13 protein-coding genes and 3 pseudogenes are annotated in these 17,455 nt (G+C 30.2%); 14 read left to right on the forward strand and 2 right to left on the reverse strand.

Annotation, left to right across the window (positions count from 1 at the left end; translation table 11 throughout):
• A pseudogene (locus tag KA858_RS08250) lies at window positions 1–551 on the reverse strand (transposase); the annotation flags it as partial.
• On the opposite strand from KA858_RS08250, the pseudogene KA858_RS13100 reads away from it, so the two are divergent.
• The 12 genes and pseudogenes from KA858_RS13100 to KA858_RS08300 all read left to right on the forward strand — a co-directional run.
• Window positions 541–3,635 (forward strand): annotated as a pseudogene (locus KA858_RS13100) (CDP-glycerol glycerophosphotransferase family protein); the annotation flags it as partial. The pseudogenes KA858_RS08250 and KA858_RS13100 overlap by 11 nt on opposite strands.
• Before the next feature lie 250 nt (window positions 3,636–3,885).
• Window positions 3,886–4,491 (forward strand): stage II sporulation protein M, encoded by a 606-nt coding sequence (locus KA858_RS08260; RefSeq protein WP_210135407.1) that lies wholly within the window; start codon window positions 3,886–3,888, stop codon window positions 4,489–4,491.
• 586 nt (window positions 4,492–5,077) lie between these two features.
• A complete protein-coding gene (locus KA858_RS12865; protein WP_245342063.1) occupies window positions 5,078–6,316 on the forward strand; it encodes a DNA adenine methylase in 1,239 nt (412 codons plus the stop codon).
• Window positions 6,309–7,208 carry a DNA adenine methylase gene (locus KA858_RS08265; RefSeq protein ID WP_245342064.1) on the forward strand — a complete coding sequence of 300 codons (900 nt, stop codon included), beginning with the start codon at window positions 6,309–6,311 and terminating at the stop codon, window positions 7,206–7,208. Before KA858_RS12865 ends, KA858_RS08265 begins: the two co-directional genes overlap by 8 nt.
• A 24-nt stretch (window positions 7,209–7,232) precedes the next feature.
• Complete coding sequence (locus KA858_RS08270) at window positions 7,233–7,457, forward strand: hypothetical protein (RefSeq protein WP_210135409.1); 225 nt, start codon at window positions 7,233–7,235, stop codon at window positions 7,455–7,457.
• Window positions 7,458–7,718: 261 nt separating this feature from the next.
• Entirely contained in the window at window positions 7,719–9,002 is a 1,284-nt protein-coding gene (locus tag KA858_RS08275) for an AlwI family type II restriction endonuclease (protein ID WP_210135410.1), read from the forward strand.
• 6 nt (window positions 9,003–9,008) lie between these two features.
• A complete protein-coding gene (locus tag KA858_RS08280) occupies window positions 9,009–9,266 on the forward strand; it encodes a hypothetical protein (protein ID WP_210135411.1) in 258 nt (85 codons plus the stop codon).
• A gap of 239 nt (window positions 9,267–9,505) precedes the next feature.
• Window positions 9,506–9,709: pseudogene (locus tag KA858_RS12870) on the forward strand (HNH endonuclease); the annotation flags it as partial.
• A gap of 104 nt (window positions 9,710–9,813) precedes the next feature.
• Window positions 9,814–10,506, forward strand: a complete 693-nt coding sequence (locus KA858_RS12875; protein WP_245342065.1) for a YSIRK-type signal peptide-containing protein — start codon at window positions 9,814–9,816, stop codon at window positions 10,504–10,506.
• 105 nt (window positions 10,507–10,611) lie between these two features.
• Complete coding sequence (locus KA858_RS08290; RefSeq protein ID WP_245342066.1) at window positions 10,612–12,981, forward strand: choice-of-anchor I family protein; 2,370 nt, start codon at window positions 10,612–10,614, stop codon at window positions 12,979–12,981.
• A 680-nt stretch (window positions 12,982–13,661) separates the two neighbouring features.
• On the forward strand, window positions 13,662–14,000 hold the full coding sequence (locus KA858_RS08295; protein WP_210135412.1) for a helix-turn-helix domain-containing protein: 339 nt from the start codon (window positions 13,662–13,664) through the stop codon (window positions 13,998–14,000).
• Between the two features lie 37 nt (window positions 14,001–14,037).
• Window positions 14,038–14,856 carry a CPBP family intramembrane glutamic endopeptidase gene (locus tag KA858_RS08300; RefSeq protein ID WP_210135413.1) on the forward strand — a complete coding sequence of 273 codons (819 nt, stop codon included), beginning with the start codon at window positions 14,038–14,040 and terminating at the stop codon, window positions 14,854–14,856.
• A gap of 64 nt (window positions 14,857–14,920) precedes the next feature.
• Here the strand turns inward: KA858_RS08300 and KA858_RS08305 are convergent, their stop codons facing one another.
• Window positions 14,921–15,775: a hypothetical protein gene (locus tag KA858_RS08305; protein WP_210135414.1), complete on the reverse strand. Its 855-nt coding sequence runs from the start codon at window positions 15,773–15,775 to the stop codon at window positions 14,921–14,923.
• Between the two features lie 112 nt (window positions 15,776–15,887).
• On the opposite strand from KA858_RS08305, the gene KA858_RS08310 reads away from it, so the two are divergent.
• The gene (locus tag KA858_RS08310; RefSeq protein WP_210135415.1) at window positions 15,888–16,499 is read left to right on the forward strand and encodes a TetR/AcrR family transcriptional regulator; all 612 of its coding nucleotides are present in this window, start codon (window positions 15,888–15,890) and stop codon (window positions 16,497–16,499) included.
• A 97-nt stretch (window positions 16,500–16,596) separates the two neighbouring features.
• Window positions 16,597–17,451: a CPBP family intramembrane glutamic endopeptidase gene (locus KA858_RS08315; protein ID WP_210135416.1), complete on the forward strand. Its 855-nt coding sequence runs from the start codon at window positions 16,597–16,599 to the stop codon at window positions 17,449–17,451.
• Window positions 17,452–17,455: the final 4 nt, after the last annotated feature.

The following is a 17,455-nucleotide window of genomic DNA, read 5'->3' on the forward strand; positions in this document are numbered from 1 at the left end:
ATTTTTTGATTATTTTCAGCTCGTTGAGCTACTACTTTTCTTATATTAAGTGCCATTAATACAAAACCAAGTTCTCTTTTGACTTTATTGAGTCCTCGGACAGACATCCGAGTGAAACCCAAAATAGCCTTCATAAATCCAAAAACAGGTTCCACATCAATTTTTCTTTGACTGTAGATATTTTTTGTTTCTGGTTCTGAAAGCTTTTTGTTAATTTGGGATTTAAAATATTCCCAGTTATAATTCTTCATTATTTTTTTGTTTGTTTTTGAATTGAAGTTCATACATTGATTTTTCAGAGGACATTCTGAACAATCATCACATTCATATAATTTGAAGTCTCGCTTATAACCATACTTATCATGACGATAGGCATATCTTTTAAAACCTAGCCATTTATTATTCGGACAAATGAATTCGTCATAGTCCCAATTTTGAGTATTAAAGATGTTACTTTTATATTTTTTAGTTTTATCTTTTATAAACATTCCATATGTTATGAGTGGCGTTCGATTAAAGTCATCTATAATTGCCATATAATTTGATTCACTCACTTTAGAAAGTGCTAATGAAGATTTACATTTTGAAATAGATTTAAATGAAGTTGCTGAGAAGTTTATTCAATATGAAAATAAAAAAGTATACATCATCGTAGAAGAATCAACGCCGATTTTAACAACGCAACGTAACTTGAAAGTTACGAATAACCAGTCTGAAGTTTTAGGCTTGAATGAAGTGTTAGTTGATGCTAATGAGGACATTAAAATACAACCTTATATCACTCGAAATGGTTATTTACATTTATCATTGGAAACGTTGGATTTAAATAAAACATATTTTTCAAGAAGACACATTGATAATATGAAAATAAACAATAGTGAAGCGTTCATAAAAGGCCAGTTTGCAATACTTAATTCGACACTTGAAAATGTGCAACTATTAATAAAAACAAGATTGACTGATAGAGAAAAATTCGCAAATATTCATCTTGAAAAAATTAATCAAACGAATAATACATCTACTTATAATTTTTCGGTAGATATCTACAAAGATTTGATAGACTTCATGAAGTATGAATATAAAAGTGAGGATATCATAGATATTTACTTAAGTATAAAAGTAAAAGAATCATCGGAGCATCTAAGAATAAAAATTGGAAATCCTAGAATATTGGCGGAAAAGCTATTAAAAGGGGAAATCATCACTGAGTTCAACGGTAATATAGTGTCACTTACGCCTTATTTCACTATGAAAGGCCGTAATTTATCTTTTAGAATTAATACATATGATATCAATAGTTATTTAACCTATGTGGATGAGTTAAAAAGACCAAAGCGTCCTAACTTTTTGAAAAAAGAAAAACAAAAAGTGTGGGTCATTGGTGAAAAATCTTATAAAGCACAGGACAATGGATATCACTTCTTTAAATATATGAGAACGCACCATCCAGATAAACCTGTGTATTATATTATTGAGAAAGACTCTAATGAAGCTAAAAATGTTTTGCCTTTTGGAAATGTCATATTCTATAATTCAGCAGAACATTTTAAAATTATGCTTAAAGCAGATTACATCTGTACTACGCATCATCCAGAATTAATCTATCCTACAACGAGTGACATTTATACACGTAAAATAAAAGCCATTAAAGTATTTTTACAGCATAGGGTTCTAGGTACAAAGAATTTAAGCAACATTAACGGAAACCAATTAAAAGATTTTAATTTTGATTTATTTATCACGAGTTCTAATAGAGAAAAGGAAATCGTTGTAAGAGATTTGAATTTCTTCAGTAATCAAGTTGCTGTTACAGGACTAGCAAGATTTGATGAATTGTTTAATCCTAATGTAGAAGTTGAAAATCAAATCTTAATTATTCCAACATGGAGAGACTGGTTAACAAGTATTGATCGATTACAAACATCGGGATATTTAAAACGAATGAACGATTTGCTTCACAGTCAGAAATTAAAAGAATTAGCTAACAAAGGGACTAACATTATTTTTTGTTTACATCCTAATATGCAACCTTTTATTGATTATTTTGATGTTCTAGACTATGTTGCGCGTATTAAGCAAGGAGACACAGATGTTCAGAAATTAATAAAAGAAAGCAAATTAATGATTACGGATTATTCAAGTGTTGGTTTTGATTTTAGTTTCTTAAATAAACCAGCCATCTATTATCAATTTGATAGAAATGAATTTTTAGGAAAAGAAGCGTCTCACATTGATATCGAAAAAGAATTACCAGGCATCATTGTCAATTCTCAAGATAAATTAGAAAGAGAACTCGATTATTTACAGGAGAAACAATTTGTTATCGATGCATCATTAAAGAAACGTATTGATCAATTTATTGCGCATAAAGATCAAAACAATTGTGAACGCATATTTGATGCCATTACTAGCTTTAAAGAGACTAGTAAAGTGAAAAGTAAAATGAAGTATGACATTCTTTCACAACATGCGCTTAAACGTTTTAAAAAGAATAAAAAATATTTTAAAGTAATGGATGCATTTAATACTGGATTAACACGCTTGTTACCTGTAAAAGAAGATTTAATTGTGTTTGAAAGTAATGTAGGAAAATTAGTGAGTGATAATCCGAAATTTATATATGATGAATTAAAAAATATAATAAAAAATATCAAATCGTTTGTGCTACTAATACACTCTATCCATTCAATGATCCAAATGTGAAAACAGTTAAGCGCTTGTCTCCTGAATATTTCTATTACTTATCTAGAGCAAAATATTGGGTAAACAATCAAAACTTCCCACATTATGTTAATAAACATAAAGATACGATTTATATACAAACTTGGCATGGCACACCATTGAAGAAAATGTTGAATGATGTTGAAACCTTCCAAGGACGAGATTAAAATTGTAAAAATAGAGTGAATCAGGCCATTAAACACTGGGACTATTTAATTTCGCCAAGTCCTTATGCGAGCAAATGTTTTAAATCAGCATTCGATTTCCACAAAGAAATTCTTGAGGTGGGATATCCAAGAAATGATGTTTTTTATAATACTGAAAACGAAGCCATAAATGAGAAGAAAAAATTAATCAAACAAAAACTAGGTATTGAAGGTAATAAAAAAATTATTTTATACGCGCCTACTTTTAGAGATGATGAAATTAATAAAGCTAAAAAACATATCATCAATCTAAAACTTGACTTACAAAAATTGAAGGAAAGTATTGGAGATGAATATATTTTAATTTTACGTCCGCATATTATTATTAGTAATGCGCTGAAATTAAGTGAATCGTTAAAAGAATTTGTCGTTGATGGTACAAAATACCCAGAAATCAGTGATCTGTATTTAATTACAGATATATGCATCACAGACTATTCTTCAGTCATGTTTGACTTTGCAAATACGAAGAAACCATTATTATTCTTTACCTATGATTTAGATTTTTATAAGAATAAATTACGAGGCTTTTATTTCGATTTTGAAAATGAAGCACCAGGGCCATTAATTAAAACAAATGATGGCTTAATCGAAGCAATCAAAAATATTGATAATGTACAAGAAACATTTAGTGACAAATATCAAGCCTTTTACAATCGTTTCTGTACCTTTGAAAAAGGCACAGCTTCTAAAACAATAGTGGAATAATTCTTTAAACAAGACTAATCAATATATCTTGACTCCTTTGCTAGAAATAGTTAAAGGGGGAGTGGGACAGAATTCTTTTTAAATTCGTCGTCCCACCTTCGCAAGGATGACTAGAACTGAAAAAAGCCTGATTTAAGCGCCTTTTCAGTTCAGTCAGCTACTGCGAATTTGCAAAATAGCATCATCATATTATTTATGTCCCAGGCTCATGTCATATTTGTTAGTATAAGAGATGAAAGAGAGGTTGCTTATGCTTAAATCATTTGATTTGGACATTATTAAACGTGCTATAAAAATATTCATAGTTGCTACCATTTGTTTAATCATTACCACGATATTCTGTTACTTTGTACATCCGTCATTGAATGAACTAAAAAATATGGGAAATGCGAGTGAAAAAATTGGCAACACGAAAGGACTCGAAAAAGTTTGGAAGTATATCGTTAATAACGGTTTCAGAGTCCCACTACAAATGTTTATTCTAGCCTTACTACCTATACCTTATCTTTATTTGATCAATTTAGTGGTTACCATTCTTATGCCTGGCATAATGTTTGGTTTTGTTCTGAGTTTTGATTTACATAAAGGCTTGATAGGATGTATTGCATTTATTCCACATTATACATTTGAAGTCATGGGCTTTTGCATTTTAGCAAGTGCATTGTATATGTTGAACAAAGCCATCACACGCCGTTTTACCAATCTCTTCAGGAAAAATAAAAAAGAAAACTACGCGATAAAAGTTAACTTAATCAACGTAATCAAATCCTATGTATTGATCGCATTACCATTAATCATCATCGCAGCATTTTTAGAAACATACGTAGCTAATTTTATATTTGAATTGATGAGTTGATTCTTATACAAGAAGCCAAATGAACCCTATCTTGTGTTCATTTGGCTTGTTTTGTGCACTTATTCAATTTCTGATTGAATATTAAGGAGTTCGTGGGTTGAAATATTTATTTTGACTAACATTAACGTCAGAGAACATTCATGAGAATACTCAACGTTGATAGACTTAGTTTTCTTTAAAAAACTGTAATATACATCTAAAGTAAAAAAATATTAATTGCTATTATAAGTAACTTAATAGATTTCATAGGTTGTTATTACTTATATAAATACCTTAGCACCAAACAACGCTATGACAGATATACTACTCTATTGGAACTGTATTAACATTCATATTTTACTTAAACATTATGCTTATAATGGCACATAAAATTGTTAAAGCAGATATGCTCAGCGCTTTGAAAATAGTGAAACGAGAAATACTGAAAAAGCGACGGGAACAGCTCTCTTTTTATGAAAAAAGCTTTTTGAATAAAGTAATAAATATTTGCTTATGTATTTTATAAATTTAAGTGAAATTAAGTATACATTTCTTCCATCGGATAATGTATAATTTAAATAAAACGATGGATAAAAAAGGTGGAAATATGAATTTATTATTAGATTATTTGAAGATTAATAATATCACAAAGTCTCACTTCGAAAAGATTTCTAAAAAAAGTATAAATCAAATTAGAACTTTGAATAACAAAAGCTTTGAAGAGATGAGTATTGAAAATATAAATTTAATTGCTAAAACAGTAAATAAAGATAGAAAAGAAGTTATAAATGAACTTGAGATTTTAGAAAAACAACATAAAGATAATAATATTGGAAGATATAATCTAGAAAACAGAAGATATATTGGTAATAAAACTAAATTGATGCATTGGATAAGAGAAATAATACTTAAAGAAACTAAAGGGAAAAATTTTTTAGATGTATTTGCTGGGACAGGAGCAGTTTCGAGAGCTTTATTAAATGATTTTGATAGTATAACTTTAAATGATTTTCTCTATTCAAATGAAATAATTTATAAAGGGTTTTTTAGTCCAGATAATTATGACGGAGAAAAATTAAAAAAAATAGCCACGGAATTTAATGAATCTTTTATTACTTATTACGATGATACTTATTTTAAAGATAATTACGGAGGGAAGTTTTTTAGTTTTAATGATGCACGTAAAATAGGAGAAATTCGAGAGCGAATTGAAAAAAAAGATGATTTGAATAATAAAGAATATGCGATATTAGTAGCATCGTTAATATATTCAGCAGATAAATGTTCTAATACTGTAGGGCACTATGATGCCTATCGAAAGAATGTAGAATTAGTAGATAAATTCAAATTTGAATTAATAAACCCTATAAAAATTTATGATACAAATATAAATATTTATAGAAAAGACGCAAATGAATTAGTGAAAAATATTACTACAGACGTGGTATTTATTGATCCACCGTATAATTCACGCCAATACTCAAGATTTTATCATGTACTTGAAGGACTGGCGAAATGGAATAAACCCAAATTAACAGGAGTAGCTATGAAACCTCCAGTTGAGAATATGAGTGAATATAGTAAGTCAAAAGCAGTAGAGGCATTTTCAGATTTAATAAGTAATTTGGATTCTCGATATATAGTAGTAATTTACAATAACACTTATGAATCTAAAAGTTCCAGTTCGAGAAATAAAATTACTCATAATCAGATAATTGATGTTCTTAAGGAGCGAGGAAAAACTAAACAATTTGAAAAAGAATATAAATATTTTAATTCTGGAAAAACACAGTTTGCTAATCATAAGGAATTTTTATTTATTACAGAGGTGGGGAAATTTGATTAAGATAAGAAGCCCTTTATTTTATGTTGGAGATAAATATAAGCTAATGCCACAATTAAAAAAATTATTTCCCGAAAATATAAATAATTTTTACGATGTTTTTGCAGGGGGCGGAAGCGCCTCAATCAATACTGATGCAAATTTTTATCATTTGAATGATTTAGATAATAATATAATTGATTTACATTTATTACTTTATAATAATTCGGAGAATATAGAGGCTTTTATAAAAGAAATGTATGGGCTTATAAATAAATATGGTTTGAGTCATTCAGAAATATATAAAAATGAGGAAATTGAAAATCTAAAAAAAATATATAAAAAAACTTATTACTCTATATATAATAAAAATGCATATATAGAATTAAGAAATGATTACAATAATAATTTGAATACACATTTATTATATTTATTGCTTGTGTATGGTTTTAATCATATGATTAGATTTAATAAAAGTGGCAACTTTAATTTACCAGTGGGAAATGTAGATTGGAATAAAAATGTCACTATTGCTCTTAAGAATTATTCAGAATGGGTTAAAAAAAGTAAAATCACATATTACAATTATGATTTTGAAGAATTTTTAAATAGTAAAAATTTTGAAAATGAAGATTTTGTTTATCTTGATCCTCCTTACCTTATATCTTTAAGTGATTATAATAAATATTGGGGTGTCAAGGAAGAAGAAAGATTATATAAAGTATTAGACAACTTAAATGCAGAAGGTATTAAATGGGGATTGTCTAATTTGGTGAAACATAAAGGAAAAGAAAATGAAATTTTATTAAATTGGGCTAAGAAATATAAAGAATATGAAGTGAAAAGTAACTATATATCTAGATTTGATAATTCTATAAAAAAAGATAGTAGGGAAATATACGTTACAAATTTTTGAAAAATAAGGTTTGGGATGAGTAATATGCGAAAACAAAAAATGAGAAGAAAGCCTATTTCTTTTGATACAACTGTTCGAAATCCAAGAAGAATACCGCAATTTATAAGTGTCCTTCAGATGTATGAGGGAAAGATATTAAATGAACAAACTATAATCGATATAATGGTAGATTTAATAAAAAGAAAGCTAATAGCTCCTACTAAAGGCACACTAGGAACTTATACAAAATCATATACAAAAAAATTTTAATTTGAAGCTGAAGATCAATCAGAAGAAGCAGCTAGTAAGGTTGAAAATTATTACAAAGAATGGGAACAAGATGACAAAAATATAATTAAAGAAGAAAAAATTGAATATTTATTAAAAAATACAACCACTAAACATAAAGAATCAGGTTGGAAAGGAGGGTGGGAGTCTAGATTATTTACGTATTATAATTTTTTAAATGAATTAGGATTTGTAGAATTTATAAAAAATGAACCTATAAAAATTTCAGATAATGGCAAATTAATGATTAAAGAGTATGATAAGGGTTATCCAATTAGAGATGATTATGAAGAATCTTATGAAGAATCGGCATTTTTAAATGCTTTCGCCAAGTATCAAATAAATAACCCTTATAGAAGCAATACAATAAAAATTAATTTTTTTGTATTAGTATTAAATGTTATTAAATATCTTAAAGATAAGTATGGAAAACCTGGTATATCTAGAAAAGATTTACCGTTTATAGTTACTTGGCCAAATAATGATTACGTAAGTTTAGCTGAAAAAATTTATAAATTTAGAGAAAAATTTGGCTATAATGTCTCAAAAGAAATTTTATATGAATATGCAATGAGTCATCTAGATGAAAAGTCAGATAATAATTTAATAATTCCTGCTTCGAAAGAATTTTTAGAAGAAAAAAGTAAAGATTATAAACAGGTTAAAATTTTAGTAGAAACACCTGATGAAACAGTTAGAAAATTAAGGTTAACTAGGTTAATATCACTTAGAGGTGGCGGTTATTTTATTGATATAAACTCTTTAGAAAAAGAGAAAATAGAATATGTAATTAACACATACTCTGAAAATATTGATTTCCAAAATGATAGAGATATTTATTTTGAATATATGGGTAAAGTCGATGAAAAATTACTATTTGAATCAAATATTGAAGAGACTCAACACGAAATAAGCATTAAAGAAAAAACTTTAGTAGATTGGGCCAATAAAAAAGATTGGGAATTTTTGAAAAAAGAAATTAAAAACTGTTCTAATTCTAATAACAGTACTAAGGATGAATTACTTAAGTTTATTAGAGAGACAGTTAGACTAGAATTTTTGTCAGCGGTAATATTAAAAAAAGCCTTACCACATGTGAAAGTTAAACCGAATTATAAAATAGACGATCAAGGTATACCTTTTAATACTGCTTCAGGAAGTAATAAAAACAATGTTGGTGCTGATATTGATGTACTTGAGGATAAGATTCACGCTATAGTTGAACCTTCTTTAGCTAATTCAAGAAGTTTTCAAGTAGAACATGAACTACCTTCAATAAGAAAACATGTACTAGCATCTAATGAAATAGATGATAAAGAAAAAATTAATGATTGGTTTGCTATATTTTTAGCGCCAAGAATAGATCCAGAAGTAGGAAATCAAACTCCATTAATTAGGGCGATAAATGATGTAGAAATATATGCTTGGAAAATTGATGATTTTGTAGAGTTTTCTAAAAGTGTCAAATCGATTAATGATTATAAAATTATAAGAGATTATGCTAAGCCTAGTAAATTAAAACGTTAGTTAAAAATGAAAAAAGAGAAGTTAATTGGGCTATTTAGATATAAAAAATATATAAGAGAGCGAATTGATAAATATGAAAAAATATGGAAATTAGAAGTTATTGAGGCTATGCAAAGATTAGGTAGAAGTGCTAAAAATAAAGAACTATATGAGGATATAAAAATAAATGGAGATAGAGATTTAAGTACAGTTAAAGGTTTAGGAGCTATTATTAGAGATACTTTAGAACGAAATTCAAGTGATTCAGTTAAATTTAAAAAGTAAAATGTAGTAAATATGATGTTTTTTAAGCTGTTTCAGGTTTGGGTAAAGGACATTGGGGGTTAAGAATGATTGAAGATTATAAAAATAGTAATGTTAATTTAACTCCTAGTATTTAAGAATTTAAAGAAGGTAAGCAAGTATTGAAAATTCACTTAAAAAGAGAAAGAAATCCTAAATTAATTCAAGAAGCAAAATAACAATTTATTAATTAACATGTCAGTTTACATTGTGAAGGTTGTAATTTTAATTTTAAAGATAAACATGATGAAGAAGATGTTGAGTTTATTGAAGCCCATCATTTAAAACCAGTATATGAATTAAAAGAAGGCGAGAAAACTAAAATAGAAGACATCGTTATGTTATGTCCTAACTGTCATCGTATGATTCATAGATATCGTCCCTGGATAAGTGAGAAACGAGACATTAAAAAAATATTAAAATAGTTAAACACTGTTTTTACCATTTCTTTACTCACTTCAAATAATCTATAAATATTCCTCTTGTAAGATGGTGGTGTATACACTTTTATCTTACAGGGGGATTTTTTATGGATAAGAAGCAGTTAGGGAATAAGCGTGAGGCGTTTTCGATTCGTAAATATTCAATTGGAACAGCATCTATTCTAGTTGGGAGTTTATTATTCTTAGGTGGGGGTCAAGCGTCTGCTGCCGAAAGTAATGAGTCTAACACTCCTGAAAAGGTTTCAACGGAACAAACACAATTAACTGAAGAACAACCTAATCATGAAACATCAACGCAACGTGTTGAACAACCACAAAACAAGACGATAGCTACACAAGAGACAAAGACTAACGAAGACGTTTCTACTGAGAAAACACAATCAAACGAAGGGAATACAGAGTCAAACGAAGTTATACATAATGATGTACAAAGTAATGAAAAATCAGAACAACCTACAGAAGAACCAAAATCACAACAAAGTAAAGCATCTGATGATGTAATGAAACAAGAAAAAGTTTCGACTGAACAACCTACACAGGAAAAGACGCAAAAACAAACTTCTAAACAAGAAGTAACGACACAAGAGACATCAACTACAGAAGTTCAACCTAAAAAAGAACAATCACAAACTCAAGAACAACCGCAACGCGAAACTAAAAAAGCATCATCACAAAACAACACGCAAGAAGCACCTACACAAGAAACGAAAAAATCAACACAACTAACTACTAAAAACAGACAAACAGAAAAACGTAATACGACACAACAATCTAACTAAAGTGCACATTCTGATGTATCTCAAAATGCCGTAACATCAACTGAAGAAGTACGAAACTCAAATGTAGCACGTACGAACGTACACCCTTTTTCAAAAGAAACGCAAATGAATAAAGTAACGGCTACAGAAGAGCGTGATGTCACAGTTGCGGATGTGCCTAAATCACAACTGACGCATATGTCTCCGCAACAAAAGCAAGTGCTCTTCAATGCGTTACAACGTGATGCGAACGCGCAAGATCAACAACCGAAAGCAATCCTTTCTACAACACCTGAATGGACATCGGCACAACGTACAAAGAATGCGTCTCGCACTGGTCAAGATCAATTGAACATCACGCATACAGGACGTTATACAAGTGGTGCGGATTTCGATAAGGGTGGAACCGAAATTGTGAAATACAATCCCAAGAATGGCTATGCGTATTCGGTAAATGGTGATAAAGAAGCGTTGGATATTATTGACGTGAAGCACCCTGGAAAAGATGGCGAGATTAATCTCGTGAAGCGTATTTACTTACAAGATAATGGAATTGAAGCGGGTGACTTAACGAGTGTGACGGTACATCCGAGTGGAGCGTATGTAGCTGTGTCAGCACCAGCAGTGGATAAGACGAAGCCCGGGCATGTTGTATTCTACGGTTCAAATGGTGATTACATCAATAATGTGACGGTCGGTAGTCTACCGGATATGGTCACTTTTTCAAAAGATGGCAAATATTTATTGGTCGCTAATGAAGGGGAACCAAGCGACGATTACACCGTCAACCCACCAGGTTCTGTGTCAGTGATTGATGTGACGAATGGTCCTGAAAATGTAACTGCCAAGAATGTACGTACAGCGATGTTTACGAAAGAACATCAAAAAGGTATTCGAGCTTTAGGACCTAATGCGGAAGATGCCTATTTGAATATTGAACCAGAATATATTGCGGTTGATAGCCAAAGTAAATATGCCTATGTCACGTTACAAGAAGTGAGTGCTATCGCGAAGATTGATATTGCGCAAGGAGACATTGTCCAAGTGAAAGGGTTACCGTATAAAGATCATTCACTTGCCCAAAATGCGATGGATACGTCTGATGAAGATGGTAAATCAGAATTGCGCCGTGTGCCTGTGTTAGGATTATTGCAGCCAGACGGTATCGATACGTATGACTATAATGGTGAAACCTATTTATTGATCGCAAATGAAGGTGATTCTCAAGATTATGAGGGTTATTCTGAGGAAAAACGTGTGAAGAAATTGAAAGATGATATTCAATTGGATGCACGTTATTACCAAGGCTACACACAAGCAGAACTAGATGAAATGGTGAACAATGGCTTGTTTGATGACGAACAATTGGGTCGTTTGAAAGTCACGACGTCACATGCGTTCAAAGATGCCAATGGGAAATACAATGCGCTAGTATCATATGGTGGTCGTTCATTCTCTATCTTAAGAGCCTCTGATTTGGAAATGATCTATGACAGTGGTAATGATATTGAGCAACGCGTTTTAGATATATTGCCTGAACGATTTAATGCCAATTATGAAGCGGCTGATGACATTAAGGTGGATGATCGTAGTGATGATAAAGGTTCAGAAGCTGAAAATGTGGTTGTTGGTAAAGTTGGTAGTCATTCATATGCCTTTGTCGGACTAGAACGTGTGGGTGGCATTATGATTTATGATATTACAAATCCTAATGAACCGTATTTTGTGAAATATTTATATGACCCAGATAATAAAGATATTTCACCTGAGGGCATTACTTTTGAAAGCGCTGAAGACAGTCCAAACGGTAAACCAATGTTGATTGCGTCATTCGAGTTATCTGGCACAACATCCGCCTGGGAATTAGAAGATTTAACAGGTGATCAAGAAAGTGGTGATGGAGAAGATAGTGATAACCCGGGAAATACTAACGGGGCGTCTAAAGATGATAGTGCAACTAACAAGAACCCGTATGAAAATGAAGACTCGAACACACATCAAGTACCAGATTCAAGCGATGATAATAATCGAAATGAGAACAATAATATTGAAGATGACGAAGATAGTATAGAAACAACACATAATACTTTCATTATTGATAATATTTTATCATTAAATACTTTAGATATTACACGGCATCAGGATATCAATAATGACAGTACTCTATTTGAAAATACTCAAAAAGATGAAACAAAACTATTAAATGATATAGAACAATCATTTAATAGCAATGTTTATCATTCCGGAATAATTAAAGAACAATCAATTAAAAACACTAAGTACTCAACTATGATTAAGTTGTTAACAAGTTACACAAATATCACAAGACAAAGTAGATATTATAATTATACGAACGATGAATATAGAAAATTACATGAACTTCCGTATTCTGGTCGAAAAGAAATTAATCAATTACTGTCGCCAATCCTGTTAGGTGGATTAGGGTTGTCCATATTAATTAGAAAACGAAAAAAAGTAAACCCCGACAAATACTGATTAATATAGCCCGCTAGATAAAAAATATTTAGTGGATTAATTTATGTTTCTTATGATTTTAAAAAGTCAATAGATTTTCATAAATTAGAGGAAAAATAAATATTTAAATTAATTTAATGTCGATATATCAACCGTTAAAAAGGATTTCCGAACTTTTGTCACGTAATAGTTACTTTCAATATAGAAACAACTTAAGTATAATTATATTAAATTATAGCTAGACTAATCATTTCTTACATGTGTAGGAGGTGATAATAGCAATTGATATTAATTTTTAATGTTAATTTAGAATTAGTTTTAACTATCAATATCCTAATTTACTCAGTATTTACATTTCTTATTAAAAACAAATAAAAAACCCTTTATTATTGCAGTAATAAAGGGTTAAATCAATAGTAAGAAAAATTAGAGACACTAACTCTAAAAAAGTTCTAGCTATAGTTTGTCACCAACCTAATAGATAGGTTGGTTTTTTTATTAAATCATCTTTATTTTAGGCTAACTAAAACTATGTGTCAAACAAACTTAGTAAATATTATGATTTTAACAATCAAACATGAGTTAACATGATATGCTAAGTTTTGGAAACAAAATGTTAGCGAAATTCAATGGAATGCGCCATTTTGTATGCGGAAAGTGACATATGAACTTGCTAAGTTAGAAGAGAGGTGACCATAACTATGAAACTTGCTGAACAGATTAAGCAACATCGGAAAGAGAATAATCTTACTCAGGATCAATTAGCTACTGAATTACATACCACGAGACAAACCGTTTCCAAGTGGGAACAGGGCACGATTGAACCGAATGCACAAATGATTGTGCAATTAGCGCAACGTTTTGATATTACAACGGACGAATTATTAACAGGTAAACCGTCTTATTCATCTAGAAAAGAAGAAACACAATCATATCCTGAACATTTAAATTTTTGGGATTTCTTATCACAAAAGTGGTGGTTCGTATTAATAATAGTTGTTATCGTGTGTGGAACAATAACACAAATCTTCACAAGTTAATAGTGTGGGTCTCCTAACTCAATTTAGGAGGTACATGATGAGCTTAATAATTATGTATTTAAAAATGATTGGTGTCATTATTTTAACGTTTATACTAACAGTCATTGCGCAAAATATTGCGATATTATGGCATTTATTAGATCTGAAATCTTTTGAAACAATCTTACATGGTATTACTTATGTAGGACTTACCTTTTTATTCGTCAAACTTTTAATAAATAAAGGATTTAAAGCGAAATTATGTGACTATCGAATTAACTTACACAAATTTAAACTCAGTTATCTATTAATTGGCTTGCTGATTCCGATTATAAATATCATCATTTATTGCGTCTTTATTCCTGGACACTTTGAAATAACGAAAGTTGATACTGTAACAGAATATCTCAATATATTATTTGAAATTGTCGTTTTAGGTGGAATTTGTGCACCAATAGCTGAAGAATTAACAGTGCGAGGCTTATTAATGGGCTACATTGAAAAGAAAACAAATATGACCTTCGCCATCATTGTGACATCAGTACTATTCGCTTTAGTTCATTTGTTTAATGGCAGTATGTCTGGGGTCAGTCTAATATTACTAGTCATAAGTGGCACGATCGCTGGTATATTATATGGTCTAACAACGTATAAATTTAATTCTATTTGGCCAAGTGTCTTTATGCATATGAGTTGGAATTTATCAGACCTTATTCATATTACATCACATAATGATGAATACGGCGTGATTCAATATATTATTAAAGCGAACAACGTACTCCTAACAGGTGGCGCATACGGTAATACCTCTTCATTCGTAGCAATTGTATTATTTTTAATAGCAATTATTTTAATAGCAATGAAAAAGCATATATAAACTAAATCAATATAATTTAAGAGCAAAGCGATAATGTAACTTTGCTCTTCATACCTTAAAAGATTTAATTATATTTATTTTTCAAACGTTTAAGTGCTAATTTGAAAATGATTTTTTGGAAGAAATTAGGTTTAATTTGAGCTGCTTTATGCAGACAGTTGTTAAATTCAACCATAAGATGCCATTGGTGTCCTGTCACAAGCTCTTCAGGTACAGCTTCTGGCAAATAAACACCTAGTTTGACGACCAATCCTTTTTTCTTATTTTTAAATTGGTGCATACCGATAATTTTAGTATCAGAATCATCAGACGCTAAATGAGTATAACCCGTCATGGCAAAATCAGTATCTTTATCTACTGGAACAGGAGTATACTTATCATCTTTTGCAGGTTGCATTAAGTTAAGATGCACAGGATATTTATATTGACCAAAACGTTCAACAATAACTTGTCCGCCATTATCAGTTGCTTCGAAGTAGTAATGTTCAGGATGTATTGTTGAAGGTAAGAAAAGATTATTTTGTTTTGCAATAGATTGGTTAAGAAGCATAAACTGTTCTAAACTAATACCTTCTGTTTCAACTTCAACTACACCAGGCTTTAAGTTTTCTCGAGAACGAGAATACTTAGCGAAATCATGCCACATAGCATCACCTAGTGCTAACTCTTCACGGTAAAGATCTAGTGTTTTCTTTCTTCCTAAATTTTCACGTGTTTCAGCTAGGCTTTGGGTTAAATCTTGTAGAGACATAGTAGAAACTTGATCTTTTGTAATTTCTTTGCCTTTAAAAGTTGGTACAATACCTTTTGAAAATAACTCATCAAAGACTAATTGATAGCGATTAAGTTCCATATGACGAATCTCTTCCTGAGAAACTTCTTTACCATTAACTTTAAACGTAATTTTGTAATTCATCATGTTTGCTCCTCCTTATATTTTTTATGTTAGGTTTAGTATAATAAGCTATGAATAATGAATCACCCCGCAAAATTTCAAAACTGTAGGATAGTATGAAGAGAGAGGATAACTATTGGAAAAACATAGAAATCAAGCTCAAGCCAAGATTGATAAAGTTTTTTTAGAATTACTTGAAGATCAAGGGTTTTATCATATTAAAGTTTCTGAAATTGTTAGAAAAAGCCAAATCAATCGTTCAACTTTTTACGACTATTATCTTGATAAATATGATTTATTAGAGCAATTACAAGATAGATTGTTAGATGACATTAAAGAGCATAGCTTAAAAGTAAGGGGTATCGTTTTTCAACGAGGTTTTCAAGAAGAAACAATGAAAAATTATCTTCTTGAAATTTTAAATTATATTGAAAAGAAGCGTCGAAAATTTAGTTTGTTTTTAGCGCCAGAATTACGCTCCGGATTCCAACAAAAGTTTAAAGAAACATTTGAGCAAATTTGGTACCAAAACCAAATAATTCAAATTGATGAAAATTCCAAAAATTATTTATCATCCGGTACGAGTGCATTATTAGTAGAATTATTAACAATATGGGTTACCAAAGCTAATTCAGAACCAAAAGAAAATTTTGCAAAAACTTTAATGAAATTTCTAAGTGCGATGTTTATTACTTTTAAAGAGGATATAGTTGTGCCAAATCATAGACATCAATCACACAAATTCTAATTTATTTAAAGCGCAAAGCAGTTATTAAGCTTTGTGCTTTATTATGTTAGCCTTAAATTGCACGCATCATAATTTAACTTGAAGGAGATAACGATTTATGAAGCTAAGGCAGTTTAGTATCTATAAAATTTTAACTTATATGATTCTTGCAATTATTATATTGGAAGCTGCAGGTGAAATAGGTGGTTTTGCTATGAATCATGGTCTAGCGAAACCTATTGGCCAGTTGATCAGCGGAATTATATTTACTATTGGGGCATTGGTAATATTAAAGTACATTCATTCAAAGAACCCAGATATTTTAAAAGAAATTAAATTAAAAGGGTATAGTAACAAGCGTGATTTAGCCATAGCATTGGCGTTACCATTTTTAATTACATGTGTCGTACTTGTAATCGGTATTAGCACAGGGTTAATGCAAAATGTGAGCGTAAGTAAAGATATACATATTTGGGGAATGTTTTTATTTAATTGTCTTTTCGCAGTACTATATGAAGCTTTTCCAGAAGAAGTGTTCATACGTGGATTGATATTGTATGAGTTACGAAAGAAATTCAAATTTATGCCATCGCTATTTATCCAACCATTATTATTTGCAATCATTGGCGGAACAGTACATATTATTACAAATTTCATACATTTAGGTAATCCGGAATTATTATCAGTTGTAGGTTTAATGATTCAATTTTATATATTTGGCATCACGTTACAACTATATAGAGAATTTGCTGGTTCCTTATGGGCAAATATGTTATTTCATTTAGTTTGTTTAGAAACGAGTAGATTTATCTTTATGAGTTCAAAGCAATCTATCATTAAATTTCATGAAACACAACAAGGCGTTTTTGGCACATTAGGATTACTGCTTGGATTATACATAGGAAGTGCAATTATTTTAGCTATTCTACTTTGGCTACGAAAAAGAAAGTACCAAAAACTAAATCAACAATAAGGAG

The sequence above is a fragment of the Staphylococcus sp. GDX8P80P genome, assembly GCF_017893095.1.
Taxonomy (GTDB): Bacteria; Bacillota; Bacilli; order Staphylococcales; family Staphylococcaceae; genus Staphylococcus; species Staphylococcus borealis.